Genomic DNA, 22023 nt, shown 5'->3' on the forward strand with positions numbered 1-22023 from the left:
TATCGATTGAAAATGACTTTTGATATTGAATTTAACATTCATACTATTTATTTTCCCAAGCATTATTCCAGCCTTTTCTTACAGCATGAAAAATTCTAAAAAAGAAACCAAAAACGAAAGCTTGAATTAAAATTCTTCTCCAATCGAAAGATATTCCTTCAAATAGCAAACTTGCAATAAAATTGGTGATAGCAAACATTAAAAACAATACTGGAACGTAAATTAACACATATTTAATTAATGATACTTTGTGAATCAATTCCGTTTCTTCGTTAATATTTTTATTTAATTTATCTTCTAGCTTCTCTAAACCCATTATCTATTTTGTTCTTTTATTTACCACATATATGGCATAAAAAATACTAACAGTTACTTTGGTTAACCAAAAACGTTTCCATTTTCCTTCTGAAAAATTAATAGTAAGTACAGTTTCAAAATCCGCAGAAAACAAAGCGCCTCCACTATTTACTAATAATGAAAATATTGCGACAACCACTAAAAAAGGAATACCCACTTTAAGTACATTAATCCAAAAAGATCCTTTTTGTATATTTTTAATAAGACTCATCTATTTTAATTTTTCGTTGTTGTGATGACGATCGTGATCACGTTTTGTTTTTATATCTAATTTTTTATCGAAAGCTTCTTGAAGATTAATTCCTGTTTGATTTGCTAAACACAGTACCACAAACATAACATCTGCTAATTCTTCTCCTAAATCTTTATTTTTATCGCTCTCTTTTTCACTTTGTTCGCCATAACGACGTGCGATAATTCTTGCTACTTCTCCTACTTCTTCTGTTAATTGCGCCATGTTTGTTAATTCGTTAAAATAACGAACTCCATGATTTTTAATCCAATTATCAACTTCTTTTTGAGCGTCTTGTATATTCATTTTTACTTCAGAGTTTAAAATTCAAATATAAATATTTCTTTTGGGCTAATTAATTCGCCATGGCGGATTTTTTCTATTCTTTCCTGCTTTAACTTAATTTAATCCTTCTAACTTTTCTTTTTTAACAACGCTGCTTAACATCAATAAGAAAAACAACCCTATTATCGACATAAAAGTAATAATCCACCATGTTTTATCAAATCCCAAAGCAGCTACTAATTGCATTCCTGAATTATGTCCAAAAATATGTGCCAAAGAAAAAGCAATACTATAATATGCCATATATTCTCCTTGATTTCCCTTTTTTGCACGCTCCATTACAAAAGCATTAGAAAACGGGAAAGCAATCATTTCGCCAATAGTCATAAATAACATTCCTATTACTAAAATACCAATCCAACCTGTTAAGTTTAGTACTAAAAAACTTATCCCTGTTAAAAATAAACCTACAAACATTAAGCGTTCTTTTGAATACTTACTTTCTTCTAACCACTTAATTAATGGCATTTCCAATAAAAAGATTAAAAAACCATTCATTCCCATTAACAAACCAATCTCTAACTCAGATAAATCATGAACGTTTTCATAATACAATGGCATTGTTGAAAAGTATTGTAAAAACACAAATCCGAAGATAAACATCGCTACAAAAAACACCCAAAAAGCCTTGTCAGAAAACACCGAAACCGGATTATCAACTTTCACCTCATCTAAAACTTTTGCCTTTTTAGGATTCAACACTTTTATAAGTAATAACGTTGCTAGAATACACGTAATACCATCAACCCAAAACAAACCACTATAACTTAAAGTAGTAATTATAATTCCGCCAACTGCTGGCCCAGCAGAAAAACCTAAGTTAATTGCCAAACGGATTAAAGTTACCGAACGTGTTTTATTTTCTGGCTTACTGTAAGCACTTAAAGCTACAAACATTGCGGGCCTAAAAGCATCAGCAACTAACATCACCAAAAAGATACCAATACAAAAACCGTAAAATGTAGTTACAAACTGCAAGGCTAAAAACATTAAACCGGTTAAAAACAAACTTGTTTTCATTACTTTGTACGAACCTATTTTATCAGTTAGCTTTCCTCCTAACCAAGATCCTAATACAGAACCTAAACCAAAACAACTCATAATCCAAGCTACATCTTTTAGTGTGAAGTCTAAATCTTTGGTTAAATACAATGATAAAAACGGAATTACCATCGTACCTGCTCTATTTATTAGTGTAATTAGAGCAAGCCACCAAACTTCGGTTGAAAGCCCTTTAAACGTCTCTAAATAATTAAAATATAGTTTTTTCATACTGTTTGGTTTAGTAGTTATTGATGCTCTTAAAAACAAAAAAATCCGACTGTGAAGTCGGACTTTTTATAATTGATATATTTTATATTTGAATAATCATAATACATAAGTAGCCCGACATGTTCCGTATCTCACGGTCCATTTACATTGCTTATATGTATTAAAAATTGCCATTTTAGTATTAATTGAAGCGTAAAACTATAAAAAAAAGAAATAGGTTTTACAAAACACTATTTTAAAACCTTATTTCATATTGATTCTAAATAAATTACTCTTAATTACTTGTTCGTTTCAAAGTAGTTCTCGACTCCACTCGAACTGACAACTATTATAAATTTATTCTTATTGAATTTTATACAAAATAGGTTTACTTGGAGTTGCATCATTTTCAAAAGGGGCAATCATTAAATTTAAAAAATATGCTCCGTCTTTTATTGATTCTTTTACATAGATAAATTCTGTAATAGTTGCATCAAAACGAATTTCATTTGCGGTATTCCAAAAAGCATTGTGCGCTAATAATTTACCTTCATCTTTTTCTTTATCTACCGAAGGTAAATCTATTAATAAATGCTTCACTCCTATTTCTTTTAAATAAGCAGCGGCTGCTTCTAATAAGTAAGGCGGGTTTGTATTTGAATATCGAGTGCTTGTTTTTTTATCAGAATTTGGCAATGTTCTTATTACAACAGCTTCTCTTACTTTATTTTTTAAAATTGCATGTAATTGACCTTTTGTAATTACAGAATCTCCATGTTCTAACTCCTTTGGGGTTATTGTAATAACCTCAGCTAAAAAAAAGAATTTATTTAAATTTTTATTTACAGAATGTACTTGTTTTGTAATATGCCCAACACACTCGGTATGTGTTATATGCGCATGCGGATTAAAAGAGATATTATTAAAATTAACATCTGCCCCTTTAGAAACACTACCAACCCAATTACCTTCTTTTACTGGCTTAATTTCTGGTTCACCAACATACCATGCATTGATGTTTTCTTTTAAAACATCTATTGAAATAGAAATATCTAAAGGTTTTGATAAATCTATTCTATGTTTTTCTGAATTGTAAGTTATCTCTGCAATCATGTTTTTATTATTTAATTATAAATAATTCTGAAGCCAAACCGTCTGCCAAAAACTTTCCTTTTGGAGTTGTTTTTAATACCCTGTCGTCATTACGAGGAGACAACGACGAAGTAATCTGATTAAAACCTAAAGATTGCTCCGTTTCTCTCGCAATGACGAGTAAACCTTCATCTATAAACTTTTTTGACGAGATTAGTAATTCCTCTTTAAAATCTTCATCAATTTTATTTAACGATACGCCCCAAATAGTTCGTAAGCCCGTCATTAAATATTCGTTAAACTGATCTTCTTTTGATAATTCTTCTACTTCATTCGGAAGATTACCTTGCTGAAGTTCCTTTATATATTTTGCGTTATTAGCGACATTCCAACTACGATGCGTTTTACTAAACGAATGCGCAGACGGACCGATACCAATATATTTTTTACCCAACCAATAACTTGTGTTGTGTTTCGAAAAGTAATCCGCTTTTCCGAAATTTGAAATTTCGTAATGTATAAATCCGTTTTTAGCTGTTTCTGCTACTAAAATATCAAAATGTTCTTTTGCTACCGTTTCATCAGGTGCTGGATATTTTCCTTGACTAATAAAACTAGCCATTGCTGTTTTTGGCTCAACTGTTAATGCGTAGCTTGAGATATGATTCACGCCAAAACCGAACGCTATTTGTAAATTCTCTTTCCATCGTTCGTTACTCATATTCGGAACACCGTAAATTAAATCGACCGTAATATTATCAAAATGGCGGGTCGCCATAGATAAACATTCTTTTGCCTCTTTAGCCTTATGCGCACGATTCATACTTTTTAAATCTTCTTCAAAAAAAGATTGCACGCCAATACTTAATCTGTTTATTCCTGCTAATTTGTATTCTTCAAAAATAGTTCTCGACTCCGCTCGAACGGACAAATCAGATAAATCATCCGGATTGGCTTCTAAAGTAATCTCGGGGTTTTCTATTACTTTATAATTCTGATGAACTGCCTTTAACAAGGTTTCTATTTCTTCTTTCGATAATAAAGACGGAGTTCCGCCACCAAAATAAATAGTTTCTATGGTTTCGTTTGCTAATTCTTCTTTTCTGATTTCAAGCTCTTTTACCATGCACAAAACCAAGTCATCTTTCCTTTTTAAAGAAGTAGAAAAATGGAAATCGCAATAAAAACATGCTTGCTTGCAAAACGGTATGTGTAGATAGATTCCTGCCAAAATAAATTACTTTTTTACTCTTTTTTCATTCTGCTTTACAAAACTTGCCCAACCAGTATAATTTTTACCACCTACAACCCTTCCTGAATTATAATGATGACAAACCGCTGCGGCTAAACCATCAGTTGCATCTAAATTTTTAGGTAAGGTCTTTAAATTCAATAAGGATTTTAGCATTAAAGCAACTTGCTCTTTACTAGATTTTCCGTTACCTGTAATTGCCATTTTAATTTTTAGTGGTGCATATTCTGTTACTGGTATTTCGCGTGACAATGCTGCTGCCATCGCAACTCCTTGTGCGCGTCCAAGCTTTAACATCGATTGTACATTTTTACCAAAAAAAGGTGCTTCTAAAGCTACTTCATCAGGTTTATACGTATCTATCAATTCAATTGTACGTTCAAAAATTAACTTTAGTTTTAAGTAATGATCGTCGTATTTTTTTAAAATTAACTCATTCATTTGAACGAATTCCATTTTTTTTTCCACCACTTTTATAATTCCGAATCCCATGATAGAAGTTCCGGGGTCAATTCCTAAAATAATTTTCTCTGTCTTCAAATTTTAATTTCTATAACACTAAACTAATCAATTAAATATTAAGTGATCATCATAATAAGTAAGGTGTAGTTCTAATACTAGCTCAGAATGATGCTAAAAACTACTAAACTTCCAGTGAAGTAAACTTAAATGTATTTCCGTCAAACAATCCTTTATCAGATAGTTTTAACGCTGGTATTACCAACAGTGCCATAAAAGATAAACTCATATATGGTGCTCGTAATTTACTTCCAATTTGTTTTGCCATTGTATCTAATTCTGCATACGCTTTACCTATTTCTTCTGCGGGTTTATCAGACATGATTCCCGCTACAGGTAATGAAACTATTTTTTCTTCGGATGCCGTTACTGCACAAACTCCACCTTTATTAGCTATCAATAAATTTACGGCCTTACATATAGCTTCATCAGAAACACCGACTGCTATTATATTATGAGAATCGTGCCCAACCGAACTAGCAATTGCTCCTTCTTTTAATCCGAAGTTTTTTATAAATGCGATTGATGGCTCAGCATTTTTATAACGATTTACAACCGTCATTTTTAATACATCAGTTTCTGTGTTAGAAACTAAATTACCCTCTTTTATCAAAGCATCCGCTTCAACTTCATTCGTTACTAGTTCACCATCTAAAGCTTCAATAACTCTAATTTTTGTTGCGGTAGATTTAAATTCAAAATCAACTACTTCCTTTTTATCTGTATTAAAATTATTCAACACTTTAAAAGGAACTGACTTTACAAACGATTTTCCGTTTTCAGCAATCAACTCTCCGTTAATATAGGTTTGTAAAACATTAAAACTCTTTAAATCTTTAACTACAATAAAATCCGCATCATCCCCTTGTTCTAACAAACCAACATCTAAATTATAGTGTTTTACAGGATTTATACAAGCTGCCTGTAAAACTTTAAAAACATCAATGCCTTTTGCTACCGCACGCTCACATAACTCATTCAAATGACCTACTAATAAATCATCTGGATGTTTATCATCAGAGCAAAACATCATATTTTCGTAATGATGAGGTAATAAATCAATCAATGCTTCGAAATTTTTAGCAGCACTCCCTTCACGAATAATTACTTTCATTCCTTTTTGAAGTTTCTCTAAAGCCTCATCATAACTAAAGCATTCGTGGTCGGTAGAAATTCCTGCCGATATATATTTAGTAACATCATCACCTCTTAAACCTGGCGCATGACCGTCAATAGGTTTATTATTATTTTTTGCATGCTGAATCTTTTTTAAAACCTCTTCATCATCAAACAAAACCCCAGGATAATTCATCATTTCTGCTAAATATTTGATATCAGGATTTTCCATCATCAATTTAATATCCTCAGAATCGATAATTGCGCCTGCACTTTCAAAAGATGTTGCGGGTACACAACTTGGTGCACCAAAATTAAATTTTAACGGAACTTTCTTTCCGTTTTCAATCATAAAATCTACTCCTTTTACCCCTAAAACATTTGCTATTTCATGCGGATCAGAAACAGTGGCAACCGTACCATGAACAACTGCTATTTTAGCAAATTCTGAAGGTACTAACATTGAACTCTCAATATGAATATGTGCATCTACAAAACCAGGAATAATATAATTCTCTACAGCGTTATTTTTTTCCCTTACTGCTGTTATCTTCCCGTTTTCAACCTCAACTTCTCCTTTGTAGATTCGTTTGTTTTGTATGTCAACTATATTTCCTTGTACAATCATGCTATTGGTTTTAAAGCTACAAAAATAGGTAGTATTTGCGCATAAAAAAAGCATCCTTTCGGATGCTTTTAATTATTTATTTTTTAACATTTGGTGGTCCTCCTGCTAAAATTTCAGCGTTTGCATTTTCTTCAAACTTCTTAAAGTTTTCTCTAAATGAATCTGCTAATTTGTGTGCTGTTTTATAATACTCTTCATCATTATCCCAAGCTTTTCTTTGGCTTAACATTTCAGAAGGCACTCCTGGACATTGTCTTGGTTGTGCTAAACCAAATACTGAATGTGTGTGGTAGTTTTCTTCGTTTACATCTCCTAAAGCTCCGCTTAATGCTGCATTAATCATAGCACGCGTGTACTTTAATTTCATTCTGTGACCAATACCGTAAGGACCTGCTGTCCATCCAGTATTTACCAACCAAACATTTACATCTGACGCCTTCATTTTTTCGCTTAACATTTCTGCATAACGAGTTGGGTGTAACGGCATAAATGGTGCGCCGAAACAAGCTGAAAAACTTGGTAATGGCTCTGTAACACCTGCTTCTGTACCTGCAACTTTAGCTGTATAACCAGAAATAAAGTGATATGCTGCTTGACCTGGTGTTAACCTAGATATTGGAGGCAATACTCCGAAAGCATCTGCAGTTAAGAAAAATATATTTTTAGGATTTTTTCCTGTTGATGGTGTTTGAATATTTTCGATATGATGTATCGGGTAACTTACACGTGTATTTTGTGTAATTGACGTGTCATGAAAATCTACATTTCCTTCAACATCCATTACAACGTTTTCTAGGATTGCTCCTCTTTTAATCGCTGCGTGAATTTCTGGTTCTTTATCTTTAGATAAGTCGATTACTTTTGCGTAACAACCACCTTCAAAATTAAAAACAGTGTTTTCAGAAGTCCATCCATGTTCATCATCACCAATCAAACTACGTTTTGGATCTGTAGATAAAGTTGTTTTTCCTGTACCTGATAATCCGAAGAAAATAGCTGTATCACCTTTTTCACCAACGTTTGCAGAACAGTGCATTGGTAACGTATTTTTAAATACCGGTAAGATAAAGTTTAATGCAGAAAAAATTCCTTTTTTAATTTCACCAGTATAACCGGTTCCCCCTATTAAAGCAACCTTTCTTTCGAAGTTTAAAATAGCAAAATTGTGTTGACGAGTTCCATCAACTGCTGGATCTGCCATAAAACCTGGTGCATTAATTACAGTCCACTCAGGAGAAAAATCTTTTAATTCTTCCTCAGTTGGACGTAAAAACATGTTGTGAGCAAACATGTTACTCCAAGGATATTCGTTTACAACTCTAATATTTAGCTTATAATCCTCATCTGCACATGCATAGCTATCACGCACAAAAACCTCTTTATTAGAAAGGTAGTTCGTTACTTTATCGTAAAGTTTATCGAATTTTGCAGAATCGAAAGGTATGTTTATATCTCCCCACCAAATTTCATCTTTTGTAATATCGTCTTTAACGATAAAACGATCCATTGGTGAACGACCTGTAAACTCTCCTGTTTTAACTGCTAATGCACCAAAACTAGTATTTACACCTTGTTCTTTTTTTATAGTAGTATCTTGTAATTCGTCTGAAGTTAATTGATAACGAATCGTAGCGTCCTTAATACCTAAGTTATCTAATGATATCGTTTTCTTATCAATATTTGTCATCTTAAATTAATTTAGTTGTGTTTAATTTCTCACAAAAATAGAACTTTTTGATTAAAATCATTCCTCATTGAAAAGTTTTATCAACTATTATTGATTAATAACTTTTTTTTAAGAAATGAAAAACCATCAAAGACCAACCTATAATTAGCATAACTCCTCCTAACGGAGTTACAAACCAAATTGATTTTGCAGGCACATCTAACAAGTGTATTGCGTAAATTGAGCCTGAAAAAAGCAATATTCCACCAATTACAAATAAACTAATAGCGTTTTTCTGTTTTAATGTAAACTCCTTAAACGTATTTATAAACAGTAATAATAAAACATGAATAAACTGATATCTTACTGCTGTTTCAAAGCTTTGCATTGCTTCTTCGCTTAATGTTGCTTTTAATGCGTGCGCACCAAAAGCTCCTAAAATTACTGCGATGCCTCCTAACACCGATGCTATTGTTAAATTTTTATACATTTACGTTCTTTTTGTTTAAAATTAAACTTTTTTAGCGATATTGTGCTTTTAAATTTTTAAGACAACAAAAGTACATTATAAATGAGAAAAATATTAATTATTGGCGCTGGTAGATCTTGTTCATCTCTTATAAAATATTTATTAGATAAATCTACACAAGAAAACCTACATATAACTATTGGTGATGTTTCTATAGAAAATGCTAAAAACCAAATTAACAACCATAAAAATGCAACGGCTGTTGTATTAGATGTTTTTAATGCAGCACAACGTGTTGATGCTATTAAAAATGCCGACATCGTTATCTCGATGCTTCCTGCTCGTTTTCATATCGAAGTAGCAAAAGATTGTGTTACTCACAACAAACATATGGTTACAGCTTCGTATGTTTCTGATGAAATGAAAGCTTTAGATACCGATGTTAAAGCAAAAGGATTAGTATTTATGAATGAGATCGGTTTAGATCCAGGGATTGATCATATGAGCGCAATGCAAATAATCGATAAAATACATGATGAAGGTGCAAAAATGCTACTTTTCGAATCTTTTACTGGTGGATTAGTTGCCCCTGAAAGTGACACTAATTTATGGAACTATAAATTTACATGGAACCCAAGAAATGTTGTATTAGCAGGGCAAGGAGGTGCCGCAATGTTTATTCAAGAAAACACCTATAAATACATACCATATCACAAACTTTTTAGAAGAACCGAATTTTTAAACATTGATGGTTACGGGAAATTTGAAGGCTATGCAAACCGAGATTCTTTAAAATACAGAAGTATTTATAATTTAGAAAACGTACCAACAATGTATAGAGGTACGATTAGAAAAGTTGGTTTTTCTAGAGCTTGGAATGTATTTGTTCAGCTAGGTATGACAGATGATTCTTACACTATTGAAGACTCTAAGAACTTAAGCTATCGCGATTTTACTAATTTATTTTTAGCGTATTCTCCTACGGATTCTGTTGAATTAAAATTCCGTTCTTATCTAAAAATAGATCAAGATGATATCATGTGGGATAAATTTTTAGAGTTAGATATTTTTAATGCTGATAAAAAAGTAAGTCTTTCAAACGCAACTCCTGCCCAGATATTACAGGAAATATTATCAGAAAAATGGACGCTTGAAGCTGCCGATAAAGATATGATTGTAATGCACCATAAATTTGGTTATGAACTTAACAATGAAAGATATCAAATAGAAAGTAGTATGGTTATTAAAGGTGATGATCAAACTTATACAGCAATGGCAAAGACTGTTGGTTTACCTGTTGCAATGGCTACTTTACGTATTTTAAATGGTGACATTACAACTCCTGGGGTTCAGTTACCTATTACAAAAGAAGTATATGCGCCTATTTTAAAGGAACTAGAGGACTACGGAATTACTTTTGTAGAGAAAAAAGTGCCCTATCTAGGCTACAACCCAGAAACTATAAAGGGATAAATTAAACTTGATACTGTATTTATTTTCTAATAACTTAGCTAACTATTACTAATGATATGGCGAATTAAAATTCGCCATATCATTAAAGCCCTTAATATTATTTGAAAATGAAAAACAAAGTAAAAAAACCAATTCATAAAAGAAAACGTTACATAATTCCTGCAACCTTAATTGTATTATTGATAAGTTTTAGACTCTATTTACCAACATTAGTTAAAAACTATGTCAATGAAAATTTAGCAGAAATACCTGGTTTTTACGGTCAGGTTAAAGAAATCGATATTTCTTTATATCGCGGCGCTTATGTTATTCATGGATTATATTTAAATAAAGTAAACGCCAAAACACAAGTACCTTTTTTAAAATTCCTAAAAACTGATATTTCTGTAGAGTGGAAATCTTTATTTGAAGGAGAAATTGTAGCAGAAATAATAATGGATAATGCAGAAATTATCTATGTATTCGAAGATCAAGAAACAACTCCTGAAGAAGGAATAGCAGACTTAGATGATTGGACTAAAGTTTTAACAGATTTAGTTCCTTTAAAAATAAATCGTTTTGAAATGCACAACGGAAAGTTTGCCTTTGTACAATTATCCGCAGACCCAAACATTGATTTATCAATTAGTAAAGTTGAACTTACAGCTAAAAATCTACGCAATGTTGCCGAGAAAGGAAGAACGTTACCATCGACCATAAATATTACAGGAGTTTCATTTGGTGGCGGAGATCTAAAACTTGATGGAAAAATGAATATTATAAAAGAGATACCAGATATGGATATCGCTTTTTCTCTTAAAAATGCAGATGCTAAAGCATTAAATGATTTTACAAATTTTTATGCCGGCATAGACTTTGAAAGTGGTAAAGCAGAACTATATAGTGAAATAGCAATCGCAGACGGATATTTAAAAGGGTACATGAAGCCACTTCTTACAAATAGCAAGTTTATAGGCAAAGAAGATGGTTTTCTAGAAACACTATGGGAAGGTTTTGTTGTCTTTTTTAAAACCATATTAAAAAACCACAGCACAGATACAATTGCTACAGAAATTCCGATTGAAGGTGACTTAAATAATGTTAAAGCCGGAATTTTCCCCACTATTGGAGGTATCTTCAAGAATGCTTGGATTAACGCCTTTAAAGGAGAAACTGATGGCTCTATAGAGTTTAAAGACGCTTTTAAAGAAGATAAAGAGCCTTCTTCATAAGAAAAAAATGAAAATGAAAAATAATCTTTATAAGCTACACTTTACAGAAAGTAATTAAGGATTACTCCACTAAGAATTAGAAAAAAGACATCAATATATAGATGCCTTTTCATTTAACATCAAAAAATTAAGTAATAAATATAACTTGATTTTTAAATATATTAAAGTTAGTTTTGCACCCCCTAATTTTCATTAATTAAAACAATATCAAACCCTTAACACCATTTAATTAAATTTTTAAAATCAATAATGAAAAAATCAACACTTTTCTTAATCACTATTTTTGTTTTAATTTTTCAACCTAAAACAACAACTGCACAAAACAATTTTAAAACTCCTTATGGTAACAATAAAGAAGTTGGTAAATATGTTAAAATAAATGGCGCTAAAATTTATTATGAACAATACGGAAAAGGAGAACCGTTATTAATAATACATAGTTGTGGTACCGATATTAAAGCGATGGAATATCAAATTGATTATTTTAAAGACAAATACAGAGTAATTGCTGCTGATAGTAGAGGACAAGGAAAATCAGAATTAAAAACAAAGACTTTAACATATCTTAAAATGGCAAAAGATTTAGAAGGTCTTGCCAAGCATTTAAACTTAACTTCTATAAACATTCTTGGTTGGAGTGATGGTGGAATTATTGGTTTAAAAATGGGGATTAGAAATAAAGTGAAAATTAACAAAATTGTTACTATGGGGCCGAATTTAAGATTCGATAAAACTGCCGTTAACGACTGGGCTATTCAGCAAGTTAAAGACATGCATGCTGAAACCTTAAAAATGATAAAAAAGGGCGACACTTCTAAAAACTGGAAAAAAGAATTACTATTAGATGAATTACTTTTAAATCAACCTGATATTAGTCACGCTGATTTACAAAAAATAACGGCACCTGTATTGATAACAATCGGTGATAGAGATATTATTAAAAATCAACACGCTGTTGAGATTTTTAATAATATTAAAAAATCTCAATTATGTATTGTTCCAGGTGCAAACCATGGAATACCTCGTAATAGTGCAAAAAATTTTAATGAAATAGCTGAGAAATTTCTAACAAACGATTTTGATTACAGCGATAAAAACTAATTGTAAAAATTACATTTTTAAATAAAAATCTTTGGTAAGATTCATATAGGCATCAGTATACTGGTGCCTTTCTTTTTCTATAACTAAATTTTCTTTTATTATCTCTTTTTGCTCAAAAGAGAAAGACAGTAAACTTCTTTTTACTTCGGTATTTTCGTTACCTTTTACATGGCAAACTTTACTTAAAAACAAGCTGCAAGTATTCGCAAGTTTCACAAAATTCTCTTCTTCTTTAAAAGGAATCACAACAGAAAAAACACCTTGCTTAGATAAAATTTTAGAAACCCCAATTAGTAATTCTTCAAAAGTTAAGGATGAAGTAAAGCGGGCTTTATTACGAGCTTCGTTTTCAGTCTCAAAATCATCCGTATAAAACGGCGGATTAGAAACAATAACATCATACTGCTCTTCTTCTTCCTCCATTTCTTCTACAAAATGATTAAAAGAGGCGCTGTAACAAAACAAACGATCTCCCCAATCTGATTGCTCAAAATTCCCTACTGTTTGCTCATAAGCATTTTCATCGATTTCAACCGCATCAATAGTCATTGCATCACTTCGTTGTGCTAACATTAACGCAATAACACCAGTGCCTGATCCGATATCTAAAATAGCATCTGGATATTCTCCTAAAGAACACCAAGCACCTAGTAAAACGGCATCTGTACCAATTTTCATGGCTGTTTTATCTTGATTTACTGTAAATTCTTTAAATTTAAATGGTTTCATTTAGAAAAATCTTCCGATTATTTTATCTGCATTAAAAAACAAGTACAACACAACAACTAAAACTAGCATTAAGTACAATCCTTTTTTGGGTTTTGTTTCTCTATTCTTACCAAACCGTCTTTTAAATTTCATTTTTATTATATTTTATGATGAATAAAAGTTTTATCAATCTACTCTACTCTTAAAATGAGAAAACCTAATTACACAGTAGGTTTTGTTGCTCGCAACATTTCTCTTTTTCCAGGAGGCCCAGGCAAACGCTCAACAGTAAACCCTACCGCTTGCATTGCTCTACGCACACTTCCTTTTGCTGAATAAGTAACTAAAATTCCGTTTTCTTTTAAAGCTTCAAACATACGTTTAAAGATATCTTCTGTCCACAAATCTGGTTGATGTTCTGCTCCGAATGCATCAAAATATACTAAATCAAAAGCTTCTTCATCTTCTATATCTTTAAAAAACTGCTGACGCTTTGTTAAATAAAAGTCTTTCGTAATTTCATGTTTATCTTCCCAAGATAGCGAATGCATTTTATCGAAAACCGCTTGTTTACTTGTTGCCGTTAACTCTATAACATAATTTAGCTTTGCAACTTCTTCACTTACTACTGGGTAGGCTTCTACACCAACGTAATTAACTGTTTTATCACTTTCTAAAAAAGTGATAAAACAGTTTAAACCTGTTCCAAAACCTATTTCTAAAATAGAAATTTCTGATTTATTTTGCAGCGCCAATCCGCTTTTTATAAAAACATGATACGCTTCTTGTATTGCACCATGTTTAGAATGATAATGTTCGTTCCAGTCTGGTAAATGGATCGTTGTAGATCCATCTGAGGTAATTATAATTTCTCGTTTAATAATAAAATATTTATTTCATTAATACTCCGTGCGCTAAAAAAGCATATTCTTTTTTAGGTGTTGTTATTTTTTCTATTTCTTCTTTTGTCTTACCTGCATCTTCTGCATAATGACGTAATTCTTCAACAGGTGTTTCTTTTACGAATGCTTTTCCTTCAACAATAACCTCACTTCCTTGGCTATCTAAAGGCATAAAAAAACCATAATTTTTAAATTTTACCATTGTTTTTTTATCCGCCGCAGGCAAAACCATCCAACATCCTTTTTTTGTACACACCTCATCTATATTAGAAGCAAACTTTACATTTATAGTGTCTCCTATTTTTAAAGCATCAAACTTTGCAGACATTTGTGCTTCTGAAAGCGTATTGGCACTTTCTATTTTTTCACCAAACGATGCATATCCAGTTTTAACGGTTTCATTTTCTTTTACTCCTTGTTTCTTTTCTGCTTTACAAGCTATTAATAAGAAACTTAAAAACAGGCAATAAGTTAGTATTCTTTTCATTATCAAAAGATTAAAATTAATTTATAGCAAATATAATTATAATTAGTGAAGTGGTTACTTTTAACAAATCTTTATGTTCTTGTTTTTGTATCTTTGCAGTACTGCAAAAACAGGATTTTATGAACATAGATATTCAGCAAATAGCACAAACAAAAATAGCTTCAGTAGATTTTAACAACTTAACTTTTGGTCGCACATTTTCGGACCACATGTTTGTTTGTGATTTTTCTGATGGAGAATGGAAAAACCCTACAATAAAGCCTTATGGCCCAATGTTGTTTGAACCATCGGCTAGAGTATTTCATTATGGACAAGCTGTTTTTGAAGGTATGAAAGCTTTTAAGGATGATAATGATGATGTTTTTTTGTTTAGACCTGAAGATAATTTTGATAGAATAAATGCTTCTGCAAATCGTTTAGCAATGCCATCTGTACCTAAAGAGGTGTTTTTAGAAGGATTAAACGCTCTTTTAAAGTTAGATAAAGAATGGATAAAAAAAGGATTAGGTAATTCTCTTTATATACGTCCGTTTATAATTGCTACCGAAGGTGCTATCGCAGCTTCACCTGCCGACGAATATAAATTTATAATTATATGTTCGCCTGCTCAATCATACTATGCTGGTGAGGTTAGAGTATTATTTGCTGAAGAATATAGCCGTTCTGCAAACGGTGGTGTTGGTTTCGCTAAAGCTGCAGGTAACTATGCTGCACAGTTTTACCCTACACAATTGGCAAATAAAGAAGGTTTTCAACAAATAATTTGGACAGATGCTGATACGCACGAGTATTTAGAGGAAGCTGGTACCATGAATATCTTTTTTAGAGTTGGTGATACGTTAATTACAACACCTACTAATGATCGTATTTTAGACGGAATTACTCGTAAATCTATCATACAGCTAGCTGAAGACAATAATATTGAAGTAGAGGTTCGTAGAGTATCTGTCGCTGAAATTAAAGAAGCTGCTCGTTTAGGTGAATTAAAAGAAATTTTTGGTTCAGGAACTGCCGCTGTTATAAACCCTATAAAAGGATTTAAACACCAAGAAGATGTGTTTGAACTACCTAGTATTAATGATTCTTATGCTACTCTTTTTAAAGAAAAGCTTTTAGATATACAATACAATAAAGCCGAAGACAAGCACAACTGGAGAGTTAAGATTTAAGTTTCATCAAAAAAAAACTATCTTAGTAATTCAGAATCAGATTTTTAAAAAATTATATGGGAGGAATTAAAAATATTATACCAGCTTTATTATCTATTATTGTAGGTTTTGTTTTGTCTTTTTTTGTTTTAAATACTTATTTCAATACAACTGAAAAAGTAGATAAACCAGAAACAGTTACCGAAACAATAGAAGAGCCTAAAGAAGAAGCTGTTATAGAAGAGGATGAAAATGAAGGTGAAGTAATTGAAGATGAATCAACTATAGATACTGAGAGTGAAGACGAGGCTGCTATTGATATCGAAACTGAAAATAAAGATAAAGCGCCTACAGAAATCGAAACAGAAGATGAAGTTGTAGAAACAGATAGTGCTACAGAAGATGAAAGCACGCCTTTAGAAACTATAAACATAGATGATATTCAGAACAGTTTTGACAACTGGAATAGTTACAACAAAAGAAACATCGACTTAATGTCAACCTTTAATCCTCTTGATAATATGGGAGCTATTATGGATAAAGGAATGTTTTTAACACTGTTAAGAACAGGTGGCTATATTGCTGTTAAATCTGAAAAGGAAGGGAAGATTCAATATCAATTAACAAATATTGAAGGAGATGATCAGGAAAAAATAAAAAAATCAATTGTAAGTAAAGCTACAATTGCGCATCAGTATTTTAAAATGGAAGGTAAAAAACTTCCTAGTTATGATTTTGTTGATTTAAAAGGTAAATCTCATAACAAAGCAGATACTAAAGGAAAAATAGTTGTTTTAAAATGTTGGTTTATTACCTGTAAAGTTTGTGTTGAAGAGTTTCCTCAGCTAAACAATTTGGTAGATAAATATAAAGACGACAATATTGAGTTTATTAGTTTAGCTTTTGATGAAAAAGATAAATTAATTGAATTCCTAAAAACAAAACCTTTTAAATATGTTACTGTACCAAATCAAAAAAAGTACATGGCTAAGAAATTAAAAGTAAAACAATACCCAACACACCTTATTGTAGATGCTAACGGTGTTATTATTAAAATGGTTAACAATGTAAAAACCTTAACGTCAGAATTAGAACGTATTTTAGGTAAGTAACGGACTATATAATATTGCAAAAAAAAGTTCATCATTTAAAAATGAGGAACTTTTTTGTTATTATAAAATCTCTTTTATATTTGGTTTAAAGTAATTTGGACCTTTTAAAACTTTACCATCTTCACGATAAATAGGATTACCATCTTCATCCAACTTACTCATATTACTTCGCTGAATTTCATTAAAAACTTCTTCTATTTTATCTTGCATTCCGTGTTCTATAATCGTTCCGCATAAAATATATAGCATATCTCCCAAAGCATCAGCAACCTCAACTAAATCATTGTTTTTAGCAGCTTCTAAATACTCTTCATTCTCTTCTTTCATTAACTCAAATCGCAACTGCTTTCTGTCATCAGTAATAGCAACTGTTGGTTTATTTTGAATATTTAATTTAAACGCTGAATGAAATTCGTGTACTGCTTTTATTTTGTTCTTCATTTTAAATAACTTTAGTTCTTTTATATTTTAATTACGCTCGAATAACTAGTTTAATTTTCTTCATTATAAAATCATTCTTTAACTTTGCTAAAAATATAATTTTATGTTTAATCTTATCGCCGCAAAAATGTTTACTCCTGGCAGAATTGTTTTTGCTAGTATATTTGTTATCGCTTTTATCATTTTAATGATTTATAGCTACAAAAAAGATGCAAAAAACAATAAAAAATATTACAAAAATGCTGCTATTTATGTAGCTATAGGAATATTGAGTTTAATCGTTCTTTTATTTCTTGCTAAATTTTTGATTAAAGGTTAATCCATTTTTTGCACTTCACTTAATTTATCGTGGTTTAAAATTGTATAACCTTCCTCATCAAAATAAGAAGAAGAGGCATATTTCATGTCTATTTCTAAATTAGAGAAATTATATGAGGTTGCTTGATATACTTTTTGCCCAAAAGACTCTTCGTAATATTTAAGTAATATATATACTTGTCCATCCATTTCTTTTATTTGCTCTTTTGTGTATTTATATAGCGGACTTTCTTTGCTTATTTCATGTACCACTGTCCAAATTGTTGGTAAGTACATTATACTATCTCTTTCTAATCTTAATTCATAAAATTCTCGTTTATAATTTCCTTTTTTATTCTCTTCATTTAAAACCAAAGTAACTTTAATTTCTGGCTCAATCATTACAGTTTTTCGGTTATTCATTAATCGAAACATCAATGCTTTGTGTTCTTTAAAATCTCTTAACACTAAATTATCACTAAAACGGATAGCTGCTTTTGGTTTAGAAAACCGACCATATAATAGTCCTGTAATAAAAGAAAAAGATAACAAACCTAACATTGCTTCGAAAGAAGCTACCATGTTAGATGCTACTCCATGCGGAGCAATACCACCATAACCAACAGTTGTTAATGTTTGTGCGCTAAAAAAGAATCCATTTAAAAAATCATATAAAAAAAATTCATCTGGCTGAGTAATTTCCTCAATACCTATTAAAGTATAAACGAGACCGAAGAAAACATTTAAAAAGGTGTAACCTAAAAAAACTAAAAAGAAGAATTTACCCCAAGACATTTCAACAAAATAGGTGTATAAATCATCTATATTAACATTTTTGTTTACATGAACTACATTAGAACTTCCGTCTTTATTAATAAGACCTCTACTGTTTTCTTGGGAATTATAACCCAATCCTGGATCTTTAATTTTTCTTGCCATTACATTATTTTACTTTGTAAAAATACAAAAACCGATTCTTTATTAAAGAATCGGTTTTTCATGAATTAATTAAACTAATTACTTAGTTTTTTACTGATAAAAAATTATAATTCTTAGCATAAAATTTCATTTGCTCTTCAAAAGTTTTTGGTTGTGTAACTTTTACATTTGTAATATTACCTTCTTCATCTACTTCTGTTACTAAAACAGGGTTTACAAATCCGCTATAAGCTGCGTCAGGAAATTTCTCATTTCTCTGTTTCACTTCCTTATGAATATCTTTATTTACCTTAACACCATAGCCTTCTACTAATGCTTTGGCTGCTTCAAAATCTCCTTCCGATTTAATTCTTTGTGCTTCTTTTAATAAACGACCAAAAATTTCACGAAGTTTCATATAATCATTTACAACAAAGTATATTTTACCGTCTTTAGTAACCTTTTCAATTACATTATCTTTCTTTCCTTGCTCAAAAGACCAAGCTGAAACCCATTGACGATTTACCATATGATCTTCCTCAATATCATCACCTAAATTAATACGAATTAATTGAGTCATTAACCCATTTCTAATATACCCGTCATAAGCTGCTTTACCTACTTTTTCCCAATCGCTTACCAAACCTAATTCTTGCAATTTAGGATCCATTAAGTAATACAAGCCAACTAAATCTGCTCTACCCTCTTCCATTGTAGATGCATAGTTTTTTAATGTTTCTTTTGGTTGTCCAACTCCTTCATTTATCTGACCCGAAGCATGACCAATTACCTCATGTAAAGCAGTGTGTAACTTATCTGCTAATTTTCCGTGTTCAAGTTCTAATTTCACTTCCTCTTCACTATACGCAAACTCTTTTAATCTACCAGAACCACCAGCATTGTTATAAGCGCCAATAATATTCCCTAATGAAACTGATTTAGAACCGTGCTCTTGGCGAATCCAATTATTATTTGGTAAATTCACTCCAATTGGTGTACTTGGCGATGCATCACCAGCTTCACCTGCAACATTTACTGTTTTATAAGAAACTCCTACTACGTTTTTCTTTTTATGATTTTCATCTAACGGAGAATTATCTTCAAACCATTGCGCGTTGTCAGATAAAACTTTCATCTTTTTAGACATGTCAAAATCTTTAATTTGCACAACTGTTTCGTAAGAACCTCTATATCCTTTAGGATCATTATACACTTCTATAAAGCCGTTTATCCAATCAATATTTCCTTCTGTTGACGTAGCCCAAGAAATACAATATTTATCCCAAACATCTAAACTTCCTGTTTTGTAGTATTCTATTAACAACCCTAAAGTTTCTGCTTGCTTTTCGTTTTCTGCAACACCTTGAGCCTTCTCTAACCAATACACAATTTTATCGATCGCAGTTCCATACATTCCGCCCGATTTCCATACTTTTTCTACTAATTTTCCGTTTTCACGAACTAATTTAGAGTTTAATCCAGCTTCTATCGGTTGTCCTTTTGGTCCTTTATATGCTGTTTTATAAAAAGTTTCAACATCTTTACTTGTAATATCTGGTCCGTAAAAATTAATTGCTGACGCTAACACATTATCAACTCCTGCCTTTTTATTTACTTTTTTAGCATCTTTTTCATTAAAAATAACTTCTAATGCTTCTGCAGATAAAGTAACATTCACTTCTTTTAATAAACCAACTAAATAATCTTTAGAAAAAGTAGGCTTAATTTTATCGTTAGAATAATGGTGATGAATTCCGTTTGAAAACCAAACACGCTTTAAATAAGTGGTAAATTTTTTAAAGTCTTCCGAGCTTTTATCTCCTTTATAATTAGTGTTTACGTTTTCTAAAGCAGTTCTAATCTCTAAGTTATGACGGTAGTTTTGATCCCACATAATATCACGACCCGATAAACCAGCTTGCGTTAAATAGTACACTAACTTTTTTTCTTTTAAGGTTAATTCCTCAAACCCCGGAATTTGATATCTTAAAACTTTTATATCCGCAAATTGCTCAACCTCATGGTTAAACTTCGCTTCCGTTTTTACCTCTTCTTTTGTTTCTTTAGCTTCTTTTTTATTTTCCACTCCACAAGAAACCAATAAGCTAACTGCAGTTGCAGTATAAAGCATTTTTCTTAATTTCATTTTTATAGTTTTAAATTGATTTTTCAGTTGATAAATGTACAAATTTTAAATTTCGTTATGTCTAAAACAATCGGTTGTATGATCGTTCACCATACCAGTAGCTTGCATATAAGCATACATAACCGTAGAGCCTACAAACTTGAATCCGCGTTTTTTTAAATCTTTTGATATTTTATCTGACAATGCTGATGTTGCAGGTACATCTTCTCGCTTATCGAAAGTATTTTTAATTGGCTTGCCATCAACAAATCCCCAAATATATTTCGAGAAAGAACCAAATTCTTTTTGGACTTCCATAAAAAGCTTCGCATTAGAAATTGCCGATTTAATTTTTAATTTATTTCTTATAATTCCAACATTTTGCAACAATTCGTTATACTTATCTTCATTATAAACTGCAATTTTTTTATAATCAAAATCATCAAATGCTAATCTAAAATTTTCTCTTTTCTTTAAAATGGTAATCCAACTTAAACCTGCCTGAAAAGTTTCTAAAATCAAAAACTCAAATAAGGCTTTATCATCGTAAACGGTAACGCCCCACTCTTTGTCGTGATACGCTATATATAACGGATCATCACTCACCCAAAAACATCTTTTCTTCATTTTCTTGTCTTTAAAGTTGAAAATTACTGTTAAACAAACTAAAAATCAATGAAAAACGGAATAATTTTTGCAACTTTATAGGTATCTAATTTACAGATTATGAAAACTTTAAAATATTTTTCGACAGTAATCATCTTAATAATTTCCTTTTATGCTTGTGGATCTTCATCTATAAAAAATAAAACTACCGTAAAAGAAGCACCTGTTGTTATTAAAAATGACAGCTTAGAGTATGAAATTACAATTATTGACATTGGCTTTACAACTTATTTAAATACCATTGCAAGGCCGCCAGGATTTCATTCTCAGTTTTACTTAGAAAACAAAAACCGTTTGTATGTTTCTGTATGGAATTCTAGAGTTAACAACCCTTTTAATTTTAACACCAACATCTACGAGAACATCATTGACTATAACCAAAATGTTAATTACGGCTATGATGTGAACTATAAACTTTTTAATTATTTTGAGTTTGCACAACGTAAATACCGAATGACTTTACGTTAAAAAATAAATGATATTGTAAAAATGTATATTTGCCAAAAA

25 protein-coding genes are annotated in these 22023 nt (G+C 31.1%); 7 read left to right on the plus strand and 18 right to left on the minus strand.

Annotation, left to right across the window (positions count from 1 at the left end; genetic code table 11):
- Positions 1 to 43: 43 nt before the first annotated feature.
- From H0I30_RS08185 to H0I30_RS08230, 10 genes are all read right to left on the minus strand, one after another.
- The gene (locus tag H0I30_RS08185; RefSeq protein ID WP_218771380.1) at positions 44 to 316 is read right to left on the minus strand and encodes a hypothetical protein; all 273 of its coding nucleotides are present in this window, start codon (positions 314 to 316) and stop codon (positions 44 to 46) included.
- Between the two features lie 3 nt (positions 317 to 319).
- Positions 320 to 568 (minus strand): hypothetical protein, encoded by a 249-nt coding sequence (locus H0I30_RS08190; protein WP_218771381.1) that lies wholly within the window; start codon positions 566 to 568, stop codon positions 320 to 322.
- Positions 569 to 895, minus strand: a complete 327-nt coding sequence (locus H0I30_RS08195) for a nucleotide pyrophosphohydrolase (RefSeq protein WP_218771382.1) — start codon at positions 893 to 895, stop codon at positions 569 to 571.
- Positions 896 to 988: 93 nt separating this feature from the next.
- The gene (locus tag H0I30_RS08200) at positions 989 to 2206 is read right to left on the minus strand and encodes an MFS transporter (RefSeq protein ID WP_218771383.1); all 1218 of its coding nucleotides are present in this window, start codon (positions 2204 to 2206) and stop codon (positions 989 to 991) included.
- Between the two features lie 342 nt (positions 2207 to 2548).
- On the minus strand, positions 2549 to 3298 hold the full coding sequence (locus H0I30_RS08205; RefSeq protein WP_218771384.1) for a cyclase family protein: 750 nt from the start codon (positions 3296 to 3298) through the stop codon (positions 2549 to 2551).
- Between the two features lie 7 nt (positions 3299 to 3305).
- On the minus strand, positions 3306 to 4508 hold the full coding sequence (gene hemW / locus H0I30_RS08210; RefSeq protein ID WP_218771385.1) for a radical SAM family heme chaperone HemW: 1203 nt from the start codon (positions 4506 to 4508) through the stop codon (positions 3306 to 3308).
- A 6-nt stretch (positions 4509 to 4514) separates the two neighbouring features.
- A complete protein-coding gene (gene ruvC, locus H0I30_RS08215; RefSeq protein WP_218771386.1) occupies positions 4515 to 5069 on the minus strand; it encodes a crossover junction endodeoxyribonuclease RuvC in 555 nt (184 codons plus the stop codon).
- Between the two features lie 103 nt (positions 5070 to 5172).
- Entirely contained in the window at positions 5173 to 6792 is a 1620-nt protein-coding gene (gene ade / locus H0I30_RS08220) for an adenine deaminase (RefSeq protein WP_218771387.1), read from the minus strand.
- A gap of 76 nt (positions 6793 to 6868) precedes the next feature.
- Positions 6869 to 8479 (minus strand): phosphoenolpyruvate carboxykinase (ATP), encoded by a 1611-nt coding sequence (gene pckA / locus H0I30_RS08225; protein WP_218771388.1) that lies wholly within the window; start codon positions 8477 to 8479, stop codon positions 6869 to 6871.
- 94 nt (positions 8480 to 8573) lie between these two features.
- Positions 8574 to 8948, minus strand: a complete 375-nt coding sequence (locus H0I30_RS08230; protein ID WP_218771389.1) for a DUF423 domain-containing protein — start codon at positions 8946 to 8948, stop codon at positions 8574 to 8576.
- 81 nt (positions 8949 to 9029) lie between these two features.
- On the opposite strand from H0I30_RS08230, the gene H0I30_RS08235 reads away from it, so the two are divergent.
- The 3 genes from H0I30_RS08235 to H0I30_RS08245 all read left to right on the plus strand — a co-directional run bounded on the left by H0I30_RS08235 (position 9030) and on the right by H0I30_RS08245 (position 12712).
- Positions 9030 to 10400, plus strand: coding sequence for a saccharopine dehydrogenase family protein (locus tag H0I30_RS08235; protein ID WP_218771390.1), 1371 nt, complete (start codon positions 9030 to 9032; stop codon positions 10398 to 10400).
- Positions 10401 to 10507: 107 nt separating this feature from the next.
- A complete protein-coding gene (locus H0I30_RS08240; RefSeq protein ID WP_218771391.1) occupies positions 10508 to 11611 on the plus strand; it encodes a DUF748 domain-containing protein in 1104 nt (367 codons plus the stop codon).
- 249 nt (positions 11612 to 11860) lie between these two features.
- The gene (locus H0I30_RS08245; protein WP_218771392.1) at positions 11861 to 12712 is read left to right on the plus strand and encodes an alpha/beta fold hydrolase; all 852 of its coding nucleotides are present in this window, start codon (positions 11861 to 11863) and stop codon (positions 12710 to 12712) included.
- A gap of 9 nt (positions 12713 to 12721) precedes the next feature.
- Here H0I30_RS08245 and H0I30_RS08250 read toward each other — a convergent pair whose 3' ends face one another.
- The 4 genes from H0I30_RS08250 to H0I30_RS08260 form a co-directional block, all read right to left on the minus strand.
- Entirely contained in the window at positions 12722 to 13441 is a 720-nt protein-coding gene (locus H0I30_RS08250) for a tRNA1(Val) (adenine(37)-N6)-methyltransferase (protein WP_218771393.1), read from the minus strand.
- A complete protein-coding gene (locus tag H0I30_RS13040) occupies positions 13442 to 13573 on the minus strand; it encodes a hypothetical protein (RefSeq protein ID WP_255555814.1) in 132 nt (43 codons plus the stop codon). It abuts the gene before it with no gap.
- Between the two features lie 68 nt (positions 13574 to 13641).
- Entirely contained in the window at positions 13642 to 14301 is a 660-nt protein-coding gene (gene mnmD / locus H0I30_RS08255; protein WP_218773502.1) for a tRNA (5-methylaminomethyl-2-thiouridine)(34)-methyltransferase MnmD, read from the minus strand.
- Positions 14302 to 14311: 10 nt separating this feature from the next.
- The gene (locus H0I30_RS08260) at positions 14312 to 14809 is read right to left on the minus strand and encodes a DUF4920 domain-containing protein (protein WP_218771394.1); all 498 of its coding nucleotides are present in this window, start codon (positions 14807 to 14809) and stop codon (positions 14312 to 14314) included.
- 119 nt (positions 14810 to 14928) lie between these two features.
- On the opposite strand from H0I30_RS08260, the gene H0I30_RS08265 reads away from it, so the two are divergent.
- Entirely contained in the window at positions 14929 to 15978 is a 1050-nt protein-coding gene (locus tag H0I30_RS08265; protein WP_218771395.1) for a branched-chain amino acid aminotransferase, read from the plus strand.
- A gap of 56 nt (positions 15979 to 16034) precedes the next feature.
- Positions 16035 to 17069, plus strand: a complete 1035-nt coding sequence (locus H0I30_RS08270) for a TlpA disulfide reductase family protein (RefSeq protein ID WP_218771396.1) — start codon at positions 16035 to 16037, stop codon at positions 17067 to 17069.
- A gap of 60 nt (positions 17070 to 17129) precedes the next feature.
- On the opposite strand, the gene H0I30_RS08275 is transcribed toward H0I30_RS08270, so the two are convergent.
- On the minus strand, positions 17130 to 17510 hold the full coding sequence (locus H0I30_RS08275) for a nucleoside triphosphate pyrophosphohydrolase family protein (protein ID WP_218771397.1): 381 nt from the start codon (positions 17508 to 17510) through the stop codon (positions 17130 to 17132).
- 103 nt (positions 17511 to 17613) lie between these two features.
- On the opposite strand from H0I30_RS08275, the gene H0I30_RS08280 reads away from it, so the two are divergent.
- The gene (locus H0I30_RS08280; RefSeq protein ID WP_255554355.1) at positions 17614 to 17829 is read left to right on the plus strand and encodes a hypothetical protein; all 216 of its coding nucleotides are present in this window, start codon (positions 17614 to 17616) and stop codon (positions 17827 to 17829) included.
- On the opposite strand, the gene H0I30_RS08285 is transcribed toward H0I30_RS08280, so the two are convergent.
- The 3 genes from H0I30_RS08285 to H0I30_RS08295 form a co-directional block, all read right to left on the minus strand.
- Positions 17826 to 18746 (minus strand): ion channel, encoded by a 921-nt coding sequence (locus tag H0I30_RS08285; RefSeq protein WP_218771398.1) that lies wholly within the window; start codon positions 18744 to 18746, stop codon positions 17826 to 17828. The two genes, H0I30_RS08280 and H0I30_RS08285, sit on opposite strands and share 4 nt — an antisense overlap.
- 82 nt (positions 18747 to 18828) lie before the next feature.
- Positions 18829 to 20871, minus strand: a complete 2043-nt coding sequence (locus tag H0I30_RS08290; RefSeq protein WP_218771399.1) for a dipeptidyl peptidase 3 — start codon at positions 20869 to 20871, stop codon at positions 18829 to 18831.
- A 45-nt stretch (positions 20872 to 20916) separates the two neighbouring features.
- Positions 20917 to 21477, minus strand: coding sequence for a DNA-3-methyladenine glycosylase I (locus H0I30_RS08295; protein WP_218771400.1), 561 nt, complete (start codon positions 21475 to 21477; stop codon positions 20917 to 20919).
- A 99-nt stretch (positions 21478 to 21576) separates the two neighbouring features.
- Here H0I30_RS08295 and H0I30_RS08300 point away from each other — a divergent pair, with 99 nt between their 5' ends.
- Positions 21577 to 21984: a DUF6146 family protein gene (locus tag H0I30_RS08300; RefSeq protein WP_218771401.1), complete on the plus strand. Its 408-nt coding sequence runs from the start codon at positions 21577 to 21579 to the stop codon at positions 21982 to 21984.
- Positions 21985 to 22023 lie beyond the last annotated feature (39 nt).

The organism is Tenacibaculum sp. AHE14PA (assembly GCF_019278465.1).
Taxonomy (GTDB): Bacteria; Bacteroidota; Bacteroidia; order Flavobacteriales; family Flavobacteriaceae; genus Polaribacter; species Polaribacter bernardetii.